We start from the raw sequence: 22,271 nt of genomic DNA, 5'->3' as shown, positions 1-22,271 counted from the left end.
GTAAGATTCGAACTTTCGGTTCATTTCGTCTTCACACACCGCAATCTGGTGCCTTTTCAGGTCAGCAAATTGCTTGGGTGTTATATGGTCAAGCCTCACGGGCAATTAGTATTGGTTAGCTCAACGCCTCACAGCGCTTACACACCCAACCTATCAACGTCGTAGTCTTCGACGGCCCTTCAGGGGACTCAAGGTCCCAGTGAGATCTCATCTTGAGGCTAGTTTCCCGCTTAGATGCTTTCAGCGGTTATCTATTCCGAACATAGCTACCCGGCAATGCCACTGGCGTGACAACCGGAACACCAGAGGTTCGTCCACTCCGGTCCTCTCGTACTAGGAGCAGCCCCTCTCAAATCTCAAACGTCCACGGCAGATAGGGACCGAACTGTCTCACGACGTTCTAAACCCAGCTCGCGTACCACTTTAAATGGCGAACAGCCATACCCTTGGGACCGGCTTCAGCCCCAGGATGTGATGAGCCGACATCGAGGTGCCAAACACCGCCGTCGATATGAACTCTTGGGCGGTATCAGCCTGTTATCCCCGGAGTACCTTTTATCCGTTGAGCGATGGCCCTTCCATACAGAACCACCGGATCACTAAGACCTACTTTCGTACCTGCTCGACGTGTCTGTCTCGCAGTCAAGCGCGCTTTTGCCTTTATACTCTACGACCGATTTCCGACCGGTCTGAGCGCACCTTCGTACTCCTCCGTTACTCTTTAGGAGGAGACCGCCCCAGTCAAACTACCCACCATACACTGTCCTCGATCCGGATAACGGACCTGAGTTAGAACCTCAAAGTTGCCAGGGTGGTATTTCAAGGTTGGCTCCACGCGAACTGGCGTCCACGCTTCAAAGCCTCCCACCTATCCTACACAAGCAAATTCAAAGTCCAGTGCAAAGCTATAGTAAAGGTTCACGGGGTCTTTCCGTCTAGCCGCGGATACACTGCATCTTCACAGCGATTTCAATTTCACTGAGTCTCGGGTGGAGACAGCGCCGCCATCGTTACGCCATTCGTGCAGGTCGGAACTTACCCGACAAGGAATTTCGCTACCTTAGGACCGTTATAGTTACGGCCGCCGTTTACCGGGGCTTCGATCAAGAGCTTCGCGTTAGCTAACCCCATCAATTAACCTTCCGGCACCGGGCAGGCGTCACACCCTATACGTCCACTTTCGTGTTTGCAGAGTGCTGTGTTTTTAATAAACAGTCGCAGCGGCCTGGTATCTTCGACCGGCATGGGCTTACGCAGTAAATGCTTCACCCTCACCGGCGCACCTTCTCCCGAAGTTACGGTGCCATTTTGCCTAGTTCCTTCACCCGAGTTCTCTCAAGCGCCTTGGTATTCTCTACCCAACCACCTGTGTCGGTTTGGGGTACGGTTCCTGGTTACCTGAAGCTTAGAAGCTTTTCTTGGAAGCATGGCATCAACCACTTCGTGTTCCAAAAGGAACACTCGTCATCAGCTCTCGGCCTTAGAATCCCGGATTTACCTAAGATTCCAGCCTACCACCTTAAACTTGGACAACCAACGCCAAGCTGGCCTAGCCTTCTCCGTCCCTCCATCGCAATAACCAGAAGTACAGGAATATTAACCTGTTTTCCATCGACTACGCTTTTCAGCCTCGCCTTAGGGACCGACTAACCCTGCGTCGATTAACGTTGCGCAGGAAACCTTGGTCTTTCGGCGTGGGTGTTTTTCACACCCATTGTCGTTACTCATGTCAGCATTCGCACTTCTGATACCTCCAGCAAGCTTCTCAACTCACCTTCACAGGCTTACAGAACGCTCCTCTACCGCATCACCTAAGTGATACCCGTAGCTTCGGTGTATGGTTTGAGCCCCGTTACATCTTCCGCGCAGGCCGACTCGACTAGTGAGCTATTACGCTTTCTTTAAAGGGTGGCTGCTTCTAAGCCAACCTCCTAGCTGTCTAAGCCTTCCCACATCGTTTCCCACTTAACCATAACTTTGGGACCTTAGCTGACGGTCTGGGTTGTTTCCCTTTTCACGACGGACGTTAGCACCCGCCGTGTGTCTCCCATGCTCGGCACTTGTAGGTATTCGGAGTTTGCATCGGTTTGGTAAGTCGGGATGACCCCCTAGCCGAAACAGTGCTCTACCCCCTACAGTGATACATGAGGCGCTACCTAAATAGCTTTCGAGGAGAACCAGCTATCTCCGAGCTTGATTAGCCTTTCACTCCGATCCACAGGTCATCCGCTAACTTTTCAACGGTAGTCGGTTCGGTCCTCCAGTTAGTGTTACCCAACCTTCAACCTGCCCATGGATAGATCGCCCGGTTTCGGGTCTATTCCCAGCGACTAGACGCCCTATTAAGACTCGCTTTCGCTACGCCTCCCCTATTCGGTTAAGCTCGCCACTGAAAATAAGTCGCTGACCCATTATACAAAAGGTACGCAGTCACCCAACAAAGTGGGCTCCCACTGCTTGTACGCATACGGTTTCAGGATCTATTTCACTCCCCTCTCCGGGGTTCTTTTCGCCTTTCCCTCACGGTACTAGTTCACTATCGGTCAGTCAGTAGTATTTAGCCTTGGAGGATGGTCCCCCCATATTCAGACAAAGTTTCTCGTGCTCCGTCCTACTCGATTTCATGACTAAGAGATTTTCGCGTACAGGGCTATCACCCACTATGGCCGTACTTTCCAGAACGTTCCGCTAATCTCAAAGCCACTTAAGGGCTAGTCCCCGTTCGCTCGCCACTACTAAGGGAATCTCGGTTGATTTCTTTTCCTCAGGGTACTTAGATGTTTCAGTTCCCCTGGTTCGCTTCTTAAGCCTATGTATTCAGCTTAAGATACCTAACTTATGTTAGGTGGGTTCCCCCATTCAGACATCTCCGGATCAAAGTCTGTTTGCCGACTCCCCGAAGCTTTTCGCAGGCTACCACGTCTTTCATCGCCTCTGACTGCCAAGGCATCCACCGTATGCGCTTCTTCACTTGACCATATAACCCCAAGCAATCTGGTTATACTGTGAAGACGACATTCGCCGAAAATTCGATAATACTCAATTAAGAGCAACTCACAAATTTTACCTTAGCCTGATCCAACACCAGTGAAAGTGTTGTTCAGTCTATCTTTCTATCACATACCCAAATTTTTAAAGAACGATCTAATCAAAGACTAGAAATCAATATTCACAATGGAATACTCATTTCTAAACTCTAACGTCAGAAGCAGTAAATGGTGGAGCCAAACGGGATCGAACCGTTGACCTCCTGCGTGCAAGGCAGGCGCTCTCCCAGCTGAGCTATGGCCCCGTATTGCTACAGGCGTTTCCCACACAGGCAAAATTGGTGGGTCTGGGCAGATTCGAACTGCCGACCTCACCCTTATCAGGGGTGCGCTCTAACCAACTGAGCTACAGACCCAATTTTGATGCTTTCGCAATCAAACTTGAAGCGTGTAGCTTAAAGCTTGAAGCTGCTTCTATCGTCTTCTTCAATGAATCAAGCAATTCGTGTGGGAACTTATGGAGCAGCTGATGTCGTCGATTAAGGAGGTGATCCAGCCGCAGGTTCCCCTACGGCTACCTTGTTACGACTTCACCCCAGTCATGAATCACACCGTGGTAACCGTCCTCCCGAAGGTTAGACTAGCTACTTCTGGTGCAACCCACTCCCATGGTGTGACGGGCGGTGTGTACAAGGCCCGGGAACGTATTCACCGCGACATTCTGATTCGCGATTACTAGCGATTCCGACTTCACGCAGTCGAGTTGCAGACTGCGATCCGGACTACGATCGGTTTTCTGGGATTAGCTCCACCTCGCGGCTTGGCAACCCTCTGTACCGACCATTGTAGCACGTGTGTAGCCCAGGCCGTAAGGGCCATGATGACTTGACGTCATCCCCACCTTCCTCCGGTTTGTCACCGGCAGTCTCCTTAGAGTGCCCACCATTACGTGCTGGTAACTAAGGACAAGGGTTGCGCTCGTTACGGGACTTAACCCAACATCTCACGACACGAGCTGACGACAGCCATGCAGCACCTGTCTCAATGTTCCCGAAGGCACCAATCCATCTCTGGAAAGTTCATTGGATGTCAAGGCCTGGTAAGGTTCTTCGCGTTGCTTCGAATTAAACCACATGCTCCACCGCTTGTGCGGGCCCCCGTCAATTCATTTGAGTTTTAACCTTGCGGCCGTACTCCCCAGGCGGTCAACTTAATGCGTTAGCTGCGCCACTAAGAGCTCAAGGCTCCCAACGGCTAGTTGACATCGTTTACGGCGTGGACTACCAGGGTATCTAATCCTGTTTGCTCCCCACGCTTTCGCACCTCAGTGTCAGTATCAGTCCAGGTGGTCGCCTTCGCCACTGGTGTTCCTTCCTATATCTACGCATTTCACCGCTACACAGGAAATTCCACCACCCTCTACCATACTCTAGCTTGTCAGTTTTGAATGCAGTTCCCAGGTTGAGCCCGGGGATTTCACATCCAACTTAACAAACCACCTACGCGCGCTTTACGCCCAGTAATTCCGATTAACGCTTGCACCCTCTGTATTACCGCGGCTGCTGGCACAGAGTTAGCCGGTGCTTATTCTGTCGGTAACGTCAAGACAGCAACGTATTAGGTAACTGCCCTTCCTCCCAACTTAAAGTGCTTTACAATCCGAAGACCTTCTTCACACACGCGGCATGGCTGGATCAGGCTTTCGCCCATTGTCCAATATTCCCCACTGCTGCCTCCCGTAGGAGTCTGGACCGTGTCTCAGTTCCAGTGTGACTGATCATCCTCTCAGACCAGTTACGGATCGTCGCCTTGGTGAGCCATTACCTCACCAACTAGCTAATCCGACCTAGGCTCATCTGATAGCGCAAGGCCCGAAGGTCCCCTGCTTTCTCCCGTAGGACGTATGCGGTATTAGCGTCCGTTTCCGAGCGTTATCCCCCACTACCAGGCAGATTCCTAGGCATTACTCACCCGTCCGCCGCTCTCAAGAGAAGCAAGCTTCTCTCTACCGCTCGACTTGCATGTGTTAGGCCTGCCGCCAGCGTTCAATCTGAGCCATGATCAAACTCTTCAGTTCAAACATCTTTGGGTTTTTAAGAAACCCTAAACTTGGCTCAGCAATCGTTGGTTACATCTTTGATTTCTCGCGGAGTAACTTGTGATGCTGATAATCTTGTTGACTATCAGTCTGACTCCACAAGCACCCACACGAATTGCTTGATTCAGTTGTTAAAGAGCGGTTGGCTAAGAACTTTCGTCTCAACCGAGGCGCGCATTCTACGCTTTCCTCTGCTGCTGTCAAGCGGTTATTTTCAGAAGTTTTCAAAGTTTCCTTTGCAACTTCAACCACTTGCGCTTCCGATCTCTCGTCAGCGGGAGGCGAATTCTACAGCGTTACTCGCTGCTGTCAACACCTCTTTTTCTCCGCTTTCGACCGAGAAGATCGAACCGCTAAAAGAGCCAAACATCACCGCTCTTTCAACTCCTTCTGGGCTTCGATGAACTGAAGCAACTCGCTGCCGAAAACTGCGTAACTCTTTGTTTACCAAGGAGTTTTCCGTTTCGACTGCGCCGGAAGTGGGGCGAATTATAGGCTTCCAGAATCTGCCGTCAACCTTTAATTCAGCCTTCCTATCAATAATTTGCCGAAGCCTGCAAAACTGTTCGTTTTCCTGGGCAGGAGAGCAAAACCCAAGCCTTCTATATAGAAGGCATTTTCAGTGCTCGAAAAAGCAAACCCTGCAACGCTTCGAGATGCCTGCTGCCAAAACAAAAAAAGCCCCGCCAGAATTGAATCCCTGAGCGGAGCTTTTTCATGCCTGAAGCAAATGCCCCGCCCCGCCAGCCACGAAGCTGTTGAGGAAGGATGCGCATCGGCTTCTTTGAATTATATGGTGTCCCAGGGCAGGTTCGAACTGCCAACCTTCCCCTTAGGAGGGGGATGCTCTATCCAATTGAGCTACTGAGACACAGAGTCACCCCAAGCGCGGTGCTTGGGACGGCAAGCATGTTAACGGCCAAGCCTGCTTTTGTCATGTCGTCCGTTGGCTTTTTAAGTGTAGGCAGATACTTCAAGGCCGCGTGGCGTCGTTGACCGTGCAAATTGCATCACCGCAAAAAGCCATCATTGCAAAATGCAAGGCCCGCCGCTCGACGATTCAGTCTATGCCTTTGATTTTAAAGACTTTAATAGTCGATTAAGTCTTGGCATGCCGGCTGCTTCAGTTCCCTTATAGAACAATGGAGGTTGGTCCTCATGAACAGCGCCCTTTTACTCTCGAACGCGATCGCCCTGGCCGTCCTGCTGGGTTTTCATTTTGCTCCAGAGAACGGCACTGAGTCGGTTGCCCAACGAACACCCCACTACCTCCAGCTACAAAAAGCGCCGCAACTGGCAGTCATGAATGATCAGCGGGGCTTTGCAAGTCAGGACGTGAGCCAGGAGAAGGTCCTGCTGCCAGCTCCAACTTCAGAACGCCTGGTATTTTGAGTCCACCCTATCGGGAGCACAGCATGTCCAAAACAGCAGCAGGATTTCTCGTCCTGACGTTACTGTGCGGCATTTTTCATCTGGCATTGGTCGGGGACAGGCTCTTCATCACCTTGCCGCTCATTGCCTGCGGCGTATTTGGCACACTGTTTATGGCGGCACTGATCGCCGGGCGCAGAATCAAGTTCGATCCCGTTTTACGCTGACAACCCGCAGACTCCAATGACTGACAGCCGTGGCAGGGCGGCGCGCTTCTCATCATTCGGCGCTGCCGCAGCTCGCGCGCGATTTTGACCCTGCCCGCCCTGCCGGATCAGCGTAGCCCCTGAAGCACATCAGGTTGCCATCCATCCTGTAATCGCGTATCAGTACGCCTGAGCCCTAGCAAATCGGCCATTTGCCACTACCCTGTATAAGTAAGGATCATTGAACGAATCCGCACAACATGCACCTTCCGGCGTCTTCGGACAATCACCAGTCGGGCAACCGGACGCGGCCAGCGATACGGACAGGTCAAACTTTCCAACCAGTCCGCATTTCTGATAATAGGTGCTGGCAGAACGCCTTTATCCAGTTCAATATTTGTCACAGAATTGACGCCAACGAACTGGCTGCCTTGAGGCATGATGCGGGCCTCTACCAATTCAGGTTGAACATTTGGCCAGAGCGCTTGTCCTAACAGACATCCTGCGGCCAATTCCGAGAACCGCTCCCCTGAACTAACCGGTTAAATATATGCGCCCATTGAAACAGGCAATTTATTCCAGCCGTACGGCTGACAAGTTCGTCGTACGTCTGCCAGACGGAATGCGTGAACGCATTGCCGAGGTGGCTCGCAATCATCACCGCAGCATGAACTCCGAAATCATCGCGCGCCTTGAACAGAGCCTTATTCAGGAAGGTGCTCTGGGCGAAGAACTGAGCATGCGCCTGGACAGCCCGGAGTTGTCATTGCACGAACGCGAACTGTTGCAACGCTTCCGCCAACTGTCCCACCGCCAGCAGAACGCGCTTGTTTCGCTGATTGCCCATGACGCCGAAATGGCCTCGGACGCGTCCTGATTCATCACGAAAGCCCCCAAGCCAGCGCAATCGCTGGCTTTTTTTTGCCTGAAATCCGGCAATAAAAAACCCGCCAATCCGCGGGTTATGGGGTTTTCCTGTAGGAGCCAGGCTTGCCGGCGAAGGCGGTCCCGAGGTCGCTTTCGCCGGCAAGCCTGGCTCCTACGGGGGACGCCAGTCGGATTGGCGGGTTTCAGGCAATGGAAATCAGAGCAGGAAAATCGTCGCCAACCCAAGGAAGATGAAGAAGCCGCCGCTGTCGGTCATGGCGGTGATCATCACACTGGCCCCCATCGCCGGATCACGACCAAGCCGTGCCAGGGTCATGGGAATCAATACTCCCATCAAGGCTGCAAGCAACAGGTTGAGCGTCATGGCGGCGGTCATTACCACGCCAAGGGACCAGCTGCCATAGAGCAGATAGGCGACGACACCGATCACACCACCCCACACCAAGCCATTGATCAGGCCTACGGCCAGCTCCTTGCGCATCAGGCGCGAAGTGTTGCCCGTACTCACCTGGTCCAGCGCCATGGCGCGAACGATCATGGTGATGGTCTGGTTGCCGGAGTTGCCACCGATACCCGCCACGATCGGCATCAATGCCGCGAGCGCCACCAGCTTCTCGATGGAACCTTCGAACAGGCCAATCACCCGGGAGGCAATGAAGGCGGTTATCAGATTCACAGCCAGCCAGGCCCAGCGGTTGCGCAGGGACTTCCAGACCGAGGCGAAGATATCTTCTTCTTCGCGCAGACCCGCCATGTTGAGCATTTCGCTTTCGCTTTCTTCACGGATCAGGTCGACCATTTCATCGATGGTCAGACGGCCGATCAACTTGCCGTTCTTGTCGACGACGGGCGCCGAGATCAAATCGTAACGCTCAAACGCTTGGGCGGCATCGTAGGCATCTTCATCCGGGTGAAAACTCACCGGATCGCTGGCCATGACTTCAGCCACCTGTTTATCCGGGTCGTTGACCAGCAAACGCTTGATCGGCAACACGCCCTTGAGCACGCCGCCATAATCGACCACGAACAACTTGTCCGTGTGGCCCGGGAGCTCCTTCAGGCGACGCAGGTAGCGCAACACCACCTCGAGACTGACGTCCTCACGGATCGTCACCATCTCGAAGTCCATCAGCGCACCGACCTGCTCCTCGTCATAGGACAGGGCCGATCGCACGCGCTCACGCTGCTGGTTATCCAGGGTTTCCATGAGCTCATGGACGACGTCTCGCGGCAGCTCGGAAGCCAGGTCAGCAAGTTCGTCGGCATCCATGTCCTTGGCGGCAGCCAGGAGCTCGTGATCGTCCATGTCGGCGATCAGGGTTTCACGAACCGAATCGGATACTTCGAGCAGGATGTCGCCGTCGCGATCGGCCTTGACCAGTTGCCAAAGCGTCAGGCGATCGTCCAGCGGCAAGGCTTCAAGGATGTAGGCAACGTCGGCGGAGTGCAGGTCATCGAGCTTGCGTTGCAACTCGACGAGATTCTGCCGGTGAACCAGGTTCTCGACCCGCTCGTGATGCGGGCCTTCCTGGCGATGAGTCAGGTCTTCGACCACCCGCTGGCGCTGCAGCAGCTCAACGACCTGAGCGAGGCGGTCCTGCAAGCTTTCTTGTGTTTTCTTTACTTCTACTTCAGACATAGGCGAACTCCACTCCCAGCAGCGGAGCGCGCCGGAAGGATCAATCAGTCAATTCATGATTGGAAAAACGGTTTACTGAGTAACTACTGGGTAAGTCCATGGAGGTATTCCACAAGCCCCGGCGGGGCTGACGGGCGCAATGATACACCGCCCGACCGTTTTAAACGTTAAAAAATCGCGGGTGGAAACAAGCGGTTGCGAGATAAACCTGAGCCCTGTCCTGATCCATGAAAATGCGACGACTTATCCCGGAAAGAAAACACACCACCGTCCAAAAATGCAGTGCCCCCCTTGGGAGGTTCCTCACGGAAGAACCTCAGCCAACGCATCGTCCCCGCATGAGACAACAGGACATCAAAAGCGTCCCCGGCAAACCGGAGAAGATCGGGAATGAATTCGAGCATGCGCAGCCGTCACAACCCCAGGCGAGGTCGTGGCGCATAGGCCAGAATGGAGGAGAGAGGATGCAACAGGAAAAAGCCAAATCCCAGACAGCAAAAAGCCCGCGTTAGACGCAGGCTTTTTGGTGTTTGGTGCACTCGACAGGATTCGAACCTGTGACCGCTCGGTTCGTAGCCGAGTACTCTATCCAGCTGAGCTACGAGTGCATTTGTGTTTTTATACCAGATCACAACTGGTTGGAGCCAAGTCATTCGCATTGCTGCAAACAACTCTTAAATGGTGCACTCGACAGGATTCGAACCTGTGACCGCTCGGTTCGTAGCCGAGTACTCTATCCAGCTGAGCTACGAGTGCATTTGTTGCCGCGCATTATAGGCCGTCTAATCTCTATGTCAAACACTTTTTCTAGTAATTTCAACCACTTACCGAAAAAGCCAGATTACAACGTACTACGCAAATAATGGCGGAGAACGGGGGATTCGAACCCCCGACACCCTTTTGAGGTGTACTCCCTTAGCAGGGGAGCGCCTTCGGCCACTCGGCCAGCTCTCCGCAACACGGGGCGTATATTAACCAGCTTCTTCCCCGTTTGCAAACATAAAAAACGATAAAAATTAATGGCTTGGTTCTTCGTCCTTCTCTTTCTTTATACGCAGGTAAATTTCCTCACGGTGGACCGCAACCTCTTTCGGGGCGTTGACACCGATACGCACTTGATTTCCTTTGACGCCGAGCACGGTCACGGTGATTTCTCCATCACCGATAATCAGGCTTTCTGCGCACCGACGAGTCAGAATCAGCATACCTTTCTCCTCACGCATTTCATTTCAGGGACAACCGTCTGCAAAAAAAAGGCACCCGACCTACAACCGGAGCGATCGTAGCCCTACATGCCTGAGTATTGACTAGCGCGAGCAAAAGAACAGCTTGAGTCGCACCATTCGAAAAAACAAAGGGCGCGGTCAGACCGCGCCCTTTGGCAAACGCATCACTCGCCCTGGCGGGCCGGTGCGTCCAGTTCGAAAGCCGTGTGCAGCGCGCGCACAGCCAGTTCCAGGTACTTCTCTTCGATCACCACGGAGACTTTGATTTCCGAGGTCGAGATCATCTGGATGTTGATGGTTTCCTTGGCCAGTGCTTCGAACATGCGACTGGCGACGCCTGCGTGGGAGCGCATGCCAACGCCGACGATCGACACCTTGGCGATCTTGGTGTCGCCGATGACTTCACGGGCACCCAGCTCGCCAGCGGTTTTTTCCAGAACGGTCTGCGCCGCCTGGTAGTCGTTGCGGTGCACGGTGAAGGTGAAGTCCGTGGTGTTATCGTGCGCAACGTTCTGCACGATCATGTCGACTTCGATGTTCGCGGCGCTGATAGGGCCGAGAATCTTGAAGGCAACGCCCGGGATGTCTGGCACGCCACGGATGGTCAGCTTGGCTTCATCGCGGTTGAAAGCGATACCGGAAATGATCGGCTGTTCCATGGATTCCTCTTCATCAATAGTAATGAGGGTACCCGGACCCTCCTTGAAGCTGTGCAGTACGCGCAGCGGAACGTTGTACTTGCCGGCGAACTCGACCGCACGGATTTGCAACACCTTGGACCCGAGGCTGGCCATTTCCAGCATCTCTTCGAAGGTAATCTTGTCCAGGCGCTGAGCCACCGGCACGACACGCGGGTCGGTGGTGTAGACACCGTCGACGTCGGTGTAGATCTGGCATTCGTCAGCCTTCAGGGCTGCCGCCAGTGCCACGCCGGTGGTGTCGGAACCGCCACGACCGAGGGTGGTGATGTTGCCGTGTTCGTCGACGCCCTGGAAACCGGCGACCACCACCACACGACCCGCCTTCAGGTCACCGCGAATCTTCTGGTCATCAATCTGCAAGATACGCGCTTTATTGTGCGCGCTGTCCGTCAGGATCCGCACCTGGTTGCCGGTGTAGGACACCGCTGGCACGCCACGCTTGATCAGCGCCATGGCCAACAATGCAATCGTCACCTGCTCGCCGGTGGAGACGATCACATCCAGCTCACGGGGAACCGGTTGGCCGTCGCCACTGATTTTCCTGGCCAGATCGATCAGACGGTTGGTTTCGCCGCTCATTGCTGACAGCACGACCACCAGGTCATCGCCGGCATCGCGGAATTTCTTAACCTTGTCGGCGACCTGTTCGATTCTCTCGACGGTGCCGACCGAGGTGCCTCCAAATTTCTGTACGATCAAAGCCATTTCAAAGCCGCCTCTGCCCATGAAGGGCGCCCAAATAATCACTCAAACAGCCTGCCGGCCCGCCACTAGACTGCGGGCCGGACACACTGCCTTATAAACCCTGCTCTACAAAAGGAACAGTCAGGGCCAATGCCGCATCCAGTGCGCCAGCGTCTACACCACCGCCCTGCGCCATGTCTGGACGACCACCGCCCTTCCCGCCCACTGCCGCAGCGGCTTGCTTCATCAAATCACCGGCTTTGAGTTGGCCAGTCAGGTCTTTGGTCACGCCAGCAACCAGCACGACCTTTTCCTCATGGACACTGCCGAGCAGGATCACTGCGCGGCCGAGTTTGTTTTTCAATTGATCGACCAGCGCCAGCAGCGCCTTGCCATCCTGACCGTCCAGACGCACGGCCAGCACCTTCACGCCTTTGACGTCCAGGGCAGAAGCCGACAGATCGTCGCCCGCCGCGCTGGCAGCCTTGGCCTGCAACTGCTCGAGTTGCTTCTCCAGCAGGCGGTTGCGCTCCAGCACAGCCGACAGCTTGTCGATCAGGTTGTCGCGGCTACCCTTGACCAGGTTGGCCGCTTCCTTGAGTTGTTCTTCGCCAGCGTTCAAGTAGGCCAGTGCCGCGGCACCCGTGATCGCTTCGATACGACGCACGCCGGAGGCCACACCGCCTTCGCTGACGATTTTCAACAGGCCGATGTCGCCGGTACGGTTGACGTGGATACCACCGCACAGCTCGACGGAGAAATCGCCGCCCATGCTCAGGACGCGCACGCTATCGCCGTACTTCTCGCCGAACAGCGCCATGGCGCCTTTGCGCTTGGCGGTTTCGATGTCGGTTTCTTCAGTTTCAACCGCGGAGTTCTTGCGGATCTCGGCGTTGACGATGTCTTCCAGCGCCTTCAACTGCTCAGGCTTGATGGCTTCGAAGTGGCTGAAGTCGAAGCGCAGGCGCTGACTGTCGACCAACGAGCCTTTCTGCTGAACATGCTCGCCCAGCACCTGGCGCAAGGCGGCGTGCAGCAAGTGCGTCGCCGAGTGGTTCAGCGAGGTGGCATGACGCACGTCGGCATCGACATGAGTCTCGACCGGCGCGCCAATGGTCAGGCTGCCCGATGCCTGCACGCCGTGGTGCAGGAACGCACCGCCGGTCTTGGTGGTGTCGCGTACGTCAAAGCGCGCGCTGCCGACCTGCAGGTAACCGCAGTCGCCAATCTGACCGCCGGATTCAGCGTAGAACGGCGTCTGATTCAGTACGACCACGCCCTCTTCGCCTTCGCTCAATACGTCGACCGACTGCCCATCCTTGTACAGGCCAACGACTTTCGCCGAACCGCTGGTGGCGGTGTAGCCGGTGAACTCGGTCGCCACATCAACCTTGACCAGGCTGTTGTAGTCCATGCCGAAGGAACTGGCGGAACGGGCACGGACGCGCTGGGCTTCCATTTCGCGCTCGAAGCCTGCTTCGTCGATGGTCAGGCTGCGCTCGCGAGCGATGTCGCCGGTCAGATCCATCGGGAAGCCGTAAGTGTCGTAGAGTTTGAACACTACGTCGCCCGGCACCACGTCGCCTTTGAGTTCGGCCAGGTCCTGCTCGAGGATTTTCAGGCCCTGCTCCAGGGTCTTGGCGAACTGCTCTTCTTCGGCCTTCAGGACACGCTCAATGTGCGCCTGCTGGGATGTCAACTCAGGGAAGGCTTCGCCCATCTCCGCGACCAGCGCCGCAACGATCTGGTAGAAGAAGCTGCCCTTGGCGCCCAGTTTGTTGCCGTGACGGCAGGCGCGACGGATGATCCGGCGCAGCACGTAGCCGCGGCCTTCGTTGGACGGCAGCACGCCGTCGGCAATCAGGAAGCCGCATGAACGGATGTGGTCGGCCACGACTTTCAGGGAAGCCTGGTCGTCGTTGGTGCAACCGATGGCCTTGGCCGAAGCGCTCAGCAGGCTCTGGAACAGGTCGATTTCATAGTTGGAGTGAACGTGCTGCAGCACGGCACTGATCCGTTCCAGGCCCATGCCGGTGTCGACCGACGGTGCCGGCAGCGGGTGCAACACGCCATCGGCCGTGCGGTTGAACTGCATGAACACGTTGTTCCAGATTTCGATGTAACGGTCGCCGTCTTCTTCCGGCGAGCCTGGCGGGCCGCCCCAGATGTCGGCGCCGTGATCGTAGAAAATCTCGGTGCAAGGACCGCACGGGCCGGTATCGCCCATGGTCCAGAAGTTGTCGGACGCATACGGCGCACCTTTGTTGTCGCCGATGCGAACCATGCGCTCGGCCGGAACGCCGATATCTTTGGTCCAGATGTCGTAGGCTTCGTCATCGCTGGCGTAGACCGTGACCCAGAGCTTTTCTTTCGGCAGGTTCAGCCACTGCTCGGAGGTCAGGAAGTTCCAGGCATAGCTGATCGCGTCGCGCTTGAAGTAATCGCCGAAGCTGAAGTTACCCAACATTTCGAAGAACGTGTGGTGACGGGCGGTATAACCGACGTTTTCCAGGTCGTTGTGCTTGCCGCCGGCGCGCACGCATTTCTGACTCGAGACGGCGCGGGTGTACGCGCGCTTTTCCTGGCCCAGGAAGCAGTCCTTGAACTGGTTCATCCCCGCGTTGGTGAACAGCAGGGTTGGGTCGTTGCCCGGAATCAAAGAGCTGGAGGCTACACGGGTGTGGCCTTGCTCTTCGAAGAAGCGAAGGAAGGCTTCACGGATTTCTGCGCTTTTCATTAGGTTCTTCCACGGAGGCTGCGGCCAAAGGCCTGTGCGAAACGTCAACAGACGAAGCGACGGCAAAGGGCCGCATTATATCGGCCCTGCGCGCGGGGTACAGCGTGTTTATACGATAGAAACGGTCAATTGGACGGCTAACGCTGTCAGTTGCGCGAAAACTCGACGAATGCCGCGACGACCTGCCCGATCTGGACGCGACTGACGTCCATGTGCGTGACCATTCTCAGGCGGCCTGCCGCACTGAGCCTGATCCCGCGTTCAGCGGCGAAGGCCTTGATTGCCTCGGCCTTGTCGCCCATCTGCACGTACACCATGTTGGTCTGCACCGGTTCGACGTCATACCCGGCCTTTCGCAGGCCGTCAGCCAGAATCTGGGCATTGGCGTGATCGTCGGCCAGACGCTGAACGTTGTGATCCAGAGCATACAGCCCCGCCGCCGCGAGGATCCCGGCCTGACGCATGCCGCCGCCGACCATCTTGCGCAGGCGCCGCGCCTTGGCGATCAACTCCACCGTGCCACAGAGCACCGAACCGACCGGCGCACCCAGGCCTTTGGACAAACAGACCGACACGGAATCGAAATGCCGGGTGATTTCCCGAGCGTCGACGCCCAGCTTGACTGCCGCGTTGTACAACCGCGCGCCGTCCAGGTGCAGGGCCAGGCCCTGCTCTTGCGTAAAGCTTCGAGCCTGGGCCAGATACGCCAGCGGCAATACCTTGCCTTGCATGGTGTTTTCCAGCGCCAGCAGGCGGGTGCGGGCGAAATGGAAGTCGTCCGGTTTGATCGCGGCGCCAACCTGGGACAGATCCAGCGAACCGTCGGCCTGCACTTCCAGTGGCTGCGGCTGGATCGACCCCAGCACCGCCGCACCGCCCCCTTCGTATTTATAGGTGTGGGCTTGCTGGCCGACAATGTATTCGTCACCGCGCTCACAGTGCGCCATCAGGCCCAGCAAGTTGCTCATGGTGCCCGTTGGTACGAACAGCGCCGCAGCAAAACCCAGCCGTTTTGCCACTTCGGCTTCCAGACGATTGACCGTCGGATCTTCGCCATAAACGTCGTCACCGGTGGCCGCGGTGGCCATTGCGTGGAGCATCCCGGCGGTCGGTTGGGTGACGGTGTCGCTGCGAAGATCGATAACGCTCATGAATCAGGCCTCGGTAAACAGGGGAAATCCCTTTCAGGTAGGAATTACTGCGGTCATGGCGACAAATAATCAACCCTTGGGCAGGAAAAGGCTGCTCGAGCCAACCATAAAGTCGATAGCAATCATCAGATAGCAGCCATGCACAGGTGAGAAATATGTGTTAAAAAAGCTGCGTCGCCAAATAATCTGGCGGCAAAACGTTCTCAGGGCGGGGTGCAACTCCCCACCGGCGGTAATTGCACGCAACGTGCATAGCCCGCGAGCGCTTGGCGACAGTGACGGCTTCGGCGGTGATTGGCGATAAGGTCAGCAGACCCGGTGTGATCCCGGGGCCGACGGTCATAGTCCGGATGAAGAGAGAACGGGATTGGCGCCAAAGGGCCGTCCGCAGGCATTCGTGCGAGCGTGCGTACCCTTAAATCCCATTCGATTCATAAGCCCTGTTTTTTACACAAACAGGAATCAGAACATGCAACCCACCGCAATCGATAGCAAAAGTAAAAACCATCACGGCGAGCGCGTTGCGTTCATCCAGGCCTGCTGGCACAAGGACATCGTCGATCAGAGCCGTAAAGGCTTCGTCGCCGAAATGATTGCTCAGGGTTATCAGGAATCGGAGATCGATTTCTTCGAAGTCGGCGGTGCCTTTGAAATCCCGCTGCACGCCAAACTGCTGGCCAAGTCCGGCCGTTATGCCGGCATCGTCGCCGCGGGCCTGGTGGTCGATGGCGGCATCTATCGCCACGAATTCGTCGCCCAGTCGGTGATCAGCGGGTTGATGCAGGTTCAACTGGAAACCGAAGTGCCGGTGTTCTCGGTGGTCCTGACCCCACACCACTTCCATGCAGGCGAAGAACATCAGAAGTTCTTCTTCGAGCATTTCGTGCATAAAGGGCAGGAAGCGGCGAAGACGTGTGCGGATACGTTGCACAAGATGCGGATGTTGCGTCGCAGTGAACCCCGCGCCGTAGCCGTGTAAACACAAAACCTGTGGTTTGGGGTGAGGTCTTTGGCTTCACTCAAATCAAATGTGGGAGCGAGCTTGCTCGCGATGGCGGACTGACAGTCAACATTAACGTTGAATGTTGACCCGCTATCGCGAGCAAGCTCGCTCCCACATTGGTTCTATGCCTGGCTTGAGACCAGGCTTATGCCAGGTTTTCGTCGGTGGTCGGCACGATCAGGATCCCGGCACGCAGGCCGTTCTTGACCTTGGGGTTCGGGAAGATGATCCGGGCGCCCTCCTCCTCGATGATCCAGCGCGTCTGGGCGATGTCTTCCGCCAGCAGATAACCCACTTCCAACTCCGAAAAGTTCTCGATATCCACCGGCAGGTTCAGGCGGAAGCTATCGCTGTGCTTGATGATTTCCCGCGCTACGCTGAACAACTGCAGGCCGTCCAGCGCCGCGTCGGTCGGCGGCGGCTCGTTACCTTCGATGATCTGTTTGAGGCGGGTTTCCAACAGGTCGACGTTGACGCCGTCGTTCTGCCCGAACGGCCGCGCCTTGCCCAACTCAAGGGTGAAGGACTCGGCACCGAGCTTGTCGTAGGTATAGGAACTGAAGACGATGGACGGCTTGTTCTGCAGCAGCACCGCTTCCATGCCGGCGGCGCGCAGGCGAGCCAGTTCCTGACGAGAATGCTGACGGCCTTCTTTCCAGGGATATAACGCGAACTGCTCGATTTTCGAACCGCGAATCGCCGTGTGCAGGTCGTAGTGCAGGCGGTTGCGATCCGGCAGGCTGAAGAAACTGGCCGCCAGCCGCTCCAGCTCACAAGCCCTCAGGGCTTCGGAGCCGCTGCTTTGTTCATGTCGGCCGTTGAACAGCCGATTGACGTCCTGCTCGATGAAACGCTCGCCCTTGCGAATCGCCTCGGGGTTGCCGAACAGGAACAGAATACGTGCGCGCGGTTTCACATCACCGCGGGCGATGTCATGCAACAGGCGGTCGAGCAACTCGATCGGCGCTGTCTCGTTACCATGAATGCCGGCTGACAGCAGCAGGTCCAGGCCATTGTCGCGCGCTTCAGGTGGCCGGACTTCCAGCGCACCCTCGCTCAACCAGCGCATCCGCACGCCTTCGACAGTCAGTTGAGTCTTCTCCGCCGGTTCGCGGCCGGCGAGGGTCAGTTCAAGCAGTTTGCCGAGGGCGAGCATAGAGCGATTTCCTTAATGGTCGTGTGCGCAATCCGGGCCGTGCACGTGGTCTTCGTCACCGACTTCGGCCGGTTCCATTTCCAGTTGCAGACTTACCAGATTAGTTGCCAATGGGCGCAGCAGCAGGTTGGCGTATTCAGCGTCACCTTCTTCGACGTCCACCCCGATCAGCAGCTGGCCGCGGCCATCCTGCTGGATCCACAGCTCTTTGCCTTGCCACATGACCGCGACGCGGGTGCAGGACGTTTCCAGTTGCGTGCCGTCGGTGTCTTCAAGGATCAGCTGCAGGGTATCGCTCATGTTTTTTTATGCTCTCTAAAGGAGATGAATCGGCGCATGCAGCGCCGACTATCAATTGATCTGGAATGGATAAACCGCGCCCAGTTTAAGGATTTGCGTCAGTTCATCCAGTGCCGTCCGGCACTCAAGCAGCAATTGCGGGTCCGCGAGATCATTTTCGGTCATGCGGTCGCGGTAGTGCTTGTCGACCCATTCGGTCAACGTGCCGTACAACGGTGCCGTCATGATAACGCCTTGGTTGACGGCCGCCAGTTCGGTTTCGTTCAGGGCAACGCGCAACCGCAGGCAAGCCGGGCCACCGCCGTTCTGCATGCTCTGCTTGAGATCGAACACCTTGACTTCGCGGATCAGGCCGCCGGAGCTGGTCAGGCCTTGCAGGTACTGCCAGACACGCTCGTTGCCACGGCATTCTTCCGGCACGATCAATAGCATGGTGCCGTCAGCACGCGTCAGCAGCTGGCTATTGAACAAGTAGGAGCGAACCGCGTCTTCCACGGTGACCGCGGAACGCGGTACACAGATCGACTGAAATTTCCCACCGACCCTGGCGAGTTTGCCCTGCAGTTCAGCCAGCATCTGCTCGGTGTCGAGGAACGCGTCCTCGTGATAGAACAGCACCTCGCCATTACCCACCGCGATCACATCGTTGTGGAACACGCCCTGATCGATGACGGACGGGTTTTGCTGGGCGAAAACCACGCCTTCATCACTCAAGCCGTGCAGACGGGCGACTGCCTGGGAGGCTTCGAGGGTCTGGCGCGCCGGGTACTTCTGTGGCGCCGGGTAACGGGTATCGAACGCACTGCGGCCGAACACGAAGAACTCGACGCCGGCTTCGCCGTATTCACGGCAGAAACGGGTGTGGTTGGCGGCGCCTTCATCACCAAACTGCGCCACGGCCGGCAACGCGGCGTGGTGAGCGAAATGCTGTTGGTCCGCGAACATCGCCCCCAGCACGCGGCTGGTGGTCGGGTGCTCGATGCTGCGGTGATATTTGCAGTTGAGGTTGGCGGCGGTGAAATGCACGCGACCGTCGGCCGTGTCGGCACTTGGGCTGACCGTGGCGGCGTTGGCCACCCACATGCTCGACGCCGAGCAGTTGGCAACCAGCAATGGCATGGCGTCCCTGGCGGCCTGCTCGATCACTTGCGCGTCGGTGCCGCTGAAACCCAGGCGGCGCAGGGCAGCCACGTCAGGGCGTTCCTGGGGTGCCAGCACGCCTTGCTGAAAGCCCATTTCCATCAGCGCTTTCATTTTCGCCAGGCCTTGCAGCGCGGCTTCCTTCGGGTTCGAGGACTGCTGGCTGTTGCTCTGGGACGCGACGTTGCCGTAGGACAGGCCGCCGTAGTTATGGGTCGGCCCCACTAGACCGTCAAAATTGACTTCATAGGATTTCATCAGCGAGGCTCCACGAGAATCTGTTGTTTTAGGCATCGGGTAACAATTGAGTAAGACCGAGGCGCGGCCATCGCGGGCAAGCCCGCTCCCACAGGTTCGGTGGTGTTCACACACTTTGTGTCCGACGCAAATCCTGTGGGAGCGGGCTTGCCCGCGATTGGCCGTTACGCCATCTTCACGCCAGGCGTCAAAGCGGCAGGCAACGTCAGGCTCGGAGTTTCCAGCGAGGCCACCGGGTACGCGCAGTAATCCGCGGCATAGTAGGCACTGGCGCGGTGGTTGCCCGAGGCGCCGACGCCGCCGAATGGCGCGCTGCTCGCGGCACCGGTCAGCTGCTTGTTCCAGTTGACGATGCCCGCGCGGCTTTCCAGCCAGAACTGCTGATAACGCGCTTCGGAATCCGACAGCAAACCCACCGCGAGCCCATAGTCGGTATCGTTGGCTTCAGCGATCGCGGCTTCAAAGTCAGCGTAGCGGATCACTTGCAGCAAGGGGCCGAACAGCTCTTCGTCAGGACGATCGGCTACCGCGGTGACGTCCAGAATACCCGGGGTCAGCAAAGCGGCCTGAGCCTGCGGCTGAGTCATTTCCAGCAGCGCCACGGCGCCATTGGCCAGCAGATGCTCTTGCGCTTGCATCAGGGCTTTCGCCGCGCCCAGGGAAATCACCGAGCCCATGAACGGCGCCGGTTGCTGATCGAAAGGGCCGACCTCAATGGTCGAGCTGACTTCAACCAGACGCGCCAGCAGTGCATCGCCCCAGGCACCTTGCGGCACCAGCAAGCGGCGGGCACAGGTGCAACGCTGACCGGCAGAGATGAACGCCGACTGGATGATGGTGTAGACAGCGGCGTCGAGATCAGCCACCTCATCGACCACCAGCGGATTGTTACCGCCCATCTCCAGCGCGAGGATCTTGTCCGGACGGCCGGCAAACTGCTGGTGCAGGTGATTGCCGGTGCGGCTGGAACCGGTGAAGAACAGGCCGTCGATGCCCGGGTTCGCCGCCAGGGCGATCCCGGTTTCGCGCGCACCCTGCAGCAGGTTCAACACGCCCGCCGGCAGGCCGGCTTCGATCCAGCACTTGACCGTCAGCTCGGCGACTTTCGGCGTCAGCTCGCTCGGCTTGAATAGCACGCTGTTACCGGCCAGCAGCGCCGGCACGATGTGGCCATTGGGCAAGTGCCCGGGGAAGTTGTAAGGCCCGAAGACCGCCACCACGCCGTGTGGCTTGTGGCGCAGTACGGCGGTGGCGTCGCCCAGCGGGCCGCTCTTCTCGCCGGTACGTTCGCGGTAGCTCTGCACCGAGATCGCAATCTTGTTGACCATGCTGGTGACTTCGGTCGCCGATTCCCACAGCGGCTTGCCGGTTTCCTCACCGATGGTGCGCGCCAGTTCATCCGCGTGATTTTTCAACGCGCCGGCAAACGCCTCCAGCACGGTGATGCGCTCTTCCAGGGTGCGCCGAGCCCAACCCGGGAACGCTTGACGCGCGGCTTGCACGGCCGATTCGACCTGAGCGGTGGTGGCGCCTTCGCCGTCCCACAGCACCTGTTGGGTCACCGGGTTCAGCGACTGGAAGGCTTCACCCTGACCAGCCAGCCATTCACCTGCGATGTATAGCGAATTCATTATTTCGACTCCCGGGCAGCGGACAACGGAACGGCGCGCACTTGATCGCCGGCATTGAGTTGAAGACGTTTGGCGGTCAGTGGATCGACCACCAAGGTGCCGGCGGCGAAGCGTGCCGGAGCGGCCGTGATCCGGCAGTCCTCGCGCTTGCGGTTGTGAATCAGGAAAGGCGTGGCGTCGTCACCCGGCGTACCGATGGCCAATACCAGCGCCTGGCTGTCGCGGACCGCACGGATCTTGCCGGTTTCGCACTCCACCGCAGGGCCGGCGTCGAAGATATCGACGTAGCCTTGATAGCTGAAGCCTTCGCTCTTGAGCATCGATAGCGCCGGCTCGGTGTCCGGGTGAACCTGGCCGATCACGTTGCGCGCGTCTGGCGACAGGAAGCAGGTGTACAGCGGGAATTTCGGCATCAATTCGGCGATGAACGCCTTGTTGCCCACGCCGGTCAGGTAATCGGCCTGGCTGAACTCCATCTTGAAGAAGTGCCGGCCCAGGCTTTCCCAGAACGGCGAACGCCCGGCTGCGTCGGACATGCCACGCATCTCGGCGATGATCTTGTTGCCGAACAACTGCGGGAACTCGGCGATGAACAGCATCCGCGCCTTGGCCAGCATGCGACCGTTGAGGCCAGTGCGGTAATCGGCGTGCAGGAACAGCGAGCACAGCTCGGAGTTGCCGGTCAGGTCGTTGGCCAGGAACAGCGTCGGGATTTCGCGATAGATATTCAGTTCCTGGGAAGCACTGACGGTCAGGCCGACCCGGAAGTTGTACCAGGGTTCACGCAGGCCAACGGCACCGGCGATGGCAGAAATGCCCACCACGCGGCCGTCGTCGTCTTCGAGCACGAACAGGTAGTCCGCATCGCCCCGCCCGGCTTCGCCGCGAAAGGTCTTCTCGGCCCAGCCGACCCGATGGGCCAGCCGCTCTTCGTTGGCCGGCAAGGTGGTCAGGCCGGTGCCGGTGCTGCGGGCCAGGTCGATCAGAGCGGGTAAATCGCTGCTGCGTACGGGACGAACGATCATGCTATCTCCTCAAACGGGCCGCTTGCGCCACCCGCGAAACTTCGCTGCTTTTCCAAGCATTGTTTTCCAG

The 22,271-nt window shown here is 57.2% G+C and carries 15 protein-coding genes, 6 tRNA genes, 2 rRNA genes and 1 riboswitch; of the genes, 5 read left to right on the top strand and 18 right to left on the bottom strand.

The window, feature by feature from the left end:
* Positions 1 to 84: 84 nt before the first annotated feature.
* The 4 genes from ACA062_RS06160 to ACA062_RS06145 all read right to left on the bottom strand — a co-directional run bounded on the left by ACA062_RS06160 (position 85) and on the right by ACA062_RS06145 (position 5,064).
* A 23S ribosomal RNA gene (locus tag ACA062_RS06160) occupies positions 85 to 2,977 on the bottom strand.
* A 239-nt stretch (positions 2,978 to 3,216) separates the two neighbouring features.
* A tRNA-Ala gene (locus tag ACA062_RS06155) sits at positions 3,217 to 3,292 on the bottom strand.
* A gap of 34 nt (positions 3,293 to 3,326) precedes the next feature.
* Positions 3,327 to 3,403 (bottom strand) — tRNA-Ile (locus ACA062_RS06150).
* Positions 3,404 to 3,527: 124 nt separating this feature from the next.
* Positions 3,528 to 5,064 (bottom strand): 16S ribosomal RNA (locus ACA062_RS06145).
* The 16S and 23S rRNA genes sit together here with 2 tRNA genes alongside, the layout of an rRNA operon.
* 32 nt (positions 5,065 to 5,096) lie before the next feature.
* Between ACA062_RS06145 and ACA062_RS06140 the strand changes: the two genes are divergently transcribed.
* Entirely contained in the window at positions 5,097 to 5,489 is a 393-nt protein-coding gene (locus ACA062_RS06140) for a hypothetical protein (RefSeq protein ID WP_497454779.1), read from the top strand.
* A gap of 390 nt (positions 5,490 to 5,879) precedes the next feature.
* On the opposite strand, the gene ACA062_RS06135 is transcribed toward ACA062_RS06140, so the two are convergent.
* Positions 5,880 to 5,956: transfer RNA gene (locus tag ACA062_RS06135), tRNA-Arg, on the bottom strand.
* A 287-nt stretch (positions 5,957 to 6,243) separates the two neighbouring features.
* Here ACA062_RS06135 and ACA062_RS06130 point away from each other — a divergent pair.
* The 3 genes from ACA062_RS06130 to ACA062_RS06120 all read left to right on the top strand — a co-directional run bounded on the left by ACA062_RS06130 (position 6,244) and on the right by ACA062_RS06120 (position 7,539).
* The gene (locus tag ACA062_RS06130) at positions 6,244 to 6,477 is read left to right on the top strand and encodes a hypothetical protein (protein WP_497455625.1); all 234 of its coding nucleotides are present in this window, start codon (positions 6,244 to 6,246) and stop codon (positions 6,475 to 6,477) included.
* Positions 6,478 to 6,500: 23 nt separating this feature from the next.
* A complete protein-coding gene (locus tag ACA062_RS06125; RefSeq protein WP_497455624.1) occupies positions 6,501 to 6,683 on the top strand; it encodes a PA3371 family protein in 183 nt (60 codons plus the stop codon).
* A gap of 529 nt (positions 6,684 to 7,212) precedes the next feature.
* Complete coding sequence (locus tag ACA062_RS06120) at positions 7,213 to 7,539, top strand: Arc family DNA-binding protein (RefSeq protein WP_007992792.1); 327 nt, start codon at positions 7,213 to 7,215, stop codon at positions 7,537 to 7,539.
* A gap of 207 nt (positions 7,540 to 7,746) precedes the next feature.
* Here the strand turns inward: ACA062_RS06120 and mgtE are convergent, their stop codons facing one another.
* From mgtE to ltaE, 8 genes are all read right to left on the bottom strand, one after another.
* The gene (gene mgtE, locus ACA062_RS06115) at positions 7,747 to 9,189 is read right to left on the bottom strand and encodes a magnesium transporter (protein ID WP_497455623.1); all 1,443 of its coding nucleotides are present in this window, start codon (positions 9,187 to 9,189) and stop codon (positions 7,747 to 7,749) included.
* Positions 9,190 to 9,720: 531 nt separating this feature from the next.
* Positions 9,721 to 9,797: transfer RNA gene (locus ACA062_RS06110), tRNA-Arg, on the bottom strand.
* A gap of 71 nt (positions 9,798 to 9,868) precedes the next feature.
* Positions 9,869 to 9,945: transfer RNA gene (locus tag ACA062_RS06105), tRNA-Arg, on the bottom strand.
* A gap of 107 nt (positions 9,946 to 10,052) precedes the next feature.
* Positions 10,053 to 10,143: transfer RNA gene (locus ACA062_RS06100), tRNA-Ser, on the bottom strand.
* Positions 10,144 to 10,205: 62 nt separating this feature from the next.
* Entirely contained in the window at positions 10,206 to 10,394 is a 189-nt protein-coding gene (gene csrA, locus ACA062_RS06095; RefSeq protein ID WP_002554426.1) for a carbon storage regulator CsrA, read from the bottom strand.
* A gap of 185 nt (positions 10,395 to 10,579) precedes the next feature.
* A complete protein-coding gene (locus ACA062_RS06090; RefSeq protein WP_128869781.1) occupies positions 10,580 to 11,821 on the bottom strand; it encodes an aspartate kinase in 1,242 nt (413 codons plus the stop codon).
* A 91-nt stretch (positions 11,822 to 11,912) separates the two neighbouring features.
* Positions 11,913 to 14,537 (bottom strand): alanine--tRNA ligase, encoded by a 2,625-nt coding sequence (alaS, locus tag ACA062_RS06085; protein ID WP_497455622.1) that lies wholly within the window; start codon positions 14,535 to 14,537, stop codon positions 11,913 to 11,915.
* A gap of 146 nt (positions 14,538 to 14,683) precedes the next feature.
* Entirely contained in the window at positions 14,684 to 15,688 is a 1,005-nt protein-coding gene (gene ltaE / locus ACA062_RS06080; protein ID WP_497455621.1) for a low-specificity L-threonine aldolase, read from the bottom strand.
* Between the two features lie 195 nt (positions 15,689 to 15,883).
* A riboswitch (FMN riboswitch) is annotated at positions 15,884 to 16,055 on the top strand.
* 102 nt (positions 16,056 to 16,157) lie between these two features.
* On the opposite strand from ltaE, the gene ACA062_RS06075 reads away from it, so the two are divergent.
* On the top strand, positions 16,158 to 16,667 hold the full coding sequence (locus ACA062_RS06075; RefSeq protein ID WP_128869779.1) for a 6,7-dimethyl-8-ribityllumazine synthase: 510 nt from the start codon (positions 16,158 to 16,160) through the stop codon (positions 16,665 to 16,667).
* Positions 16,668 to 16,836: 169 nt separating this feature from the next.
* Here the strand turns inward: ACA062_RS06075 and astE are convergent, their stop codons facing one another.
* The 5 genes from astE to astA form a co-directional block, all read right to left on the bottom strand.
* Positions 16,837 to 17,847, bottom strand: coding sequence for a succinylglutamate desuccinylase (gene astE, locus ACA062_RS06070; RefSeq protein ID WP_497455620.1), 1,011 nt, complete (start codon positions 17,845 to 17,847; stop codon positions 16,837 to 16,839).
* Between the two features lie 12 nt (positions 17,848 to 17,859).
* Positions 17,860 to 18,147 carry a hypothetical protein gene (locus ACA062_RS06065; protein WP_033056735.1) on the bottom strand — a complete coding sequence of 96 codons (288 nt, stop codon included), beginning with the start codon at positions 18,145 to 18,147 and terminating at the stop codon, positions 17,860 to 17,862.
* A gap of 51 nt (positions 18,148 to 18,198) precedes the next feature.
* Entirely contained in the window at positions 18,199 to 19,545 is a 1,347-nt protein-coding gene (gene astB / locus ACA062_RS06060) for an N-succinylarginine dihydrolase (RefSeq protein ID WP_497455619.1), read from the bottom strand.
* A gap of 164 nt (positions 19,546 to 19,709) precedes the next feature.
* Positions 19,710 to 21,179, bottom strand: coding sequence for a succinylglutamate-semialdehyde dehydrogenase (astD, locus tag ACA062_RS06055; protein WP_497457366.1), 1,470 nt, complete (start codon positions 21,177 to 21,179; stop codon positions 19,710 to 19,712).
* Positions 21,176 to 22,201, bottom strand: a complete 1,026-nt coding sequence (gene astA, locus ACA062_RS06050) for an arginine N-succinyltransferase (protein WP_497455618.1) — start codon at positions 22,199 to 22,201, stop codon at positions 21,176 to 21,178. The genes astD and astA overlap by 4 nt, the downstream gene beginning before the upstream one ends.
* Positions 22,202 to 22,271: the final 70 nt, after the last annotated feature.

The sequence above is a fragment of the Pseudomonas sp. LBUM1679 genome (assembly GCF_059695565.1).
This window is presented reverse-complemented; position numbering and strand designations above follow the sequence as displayed.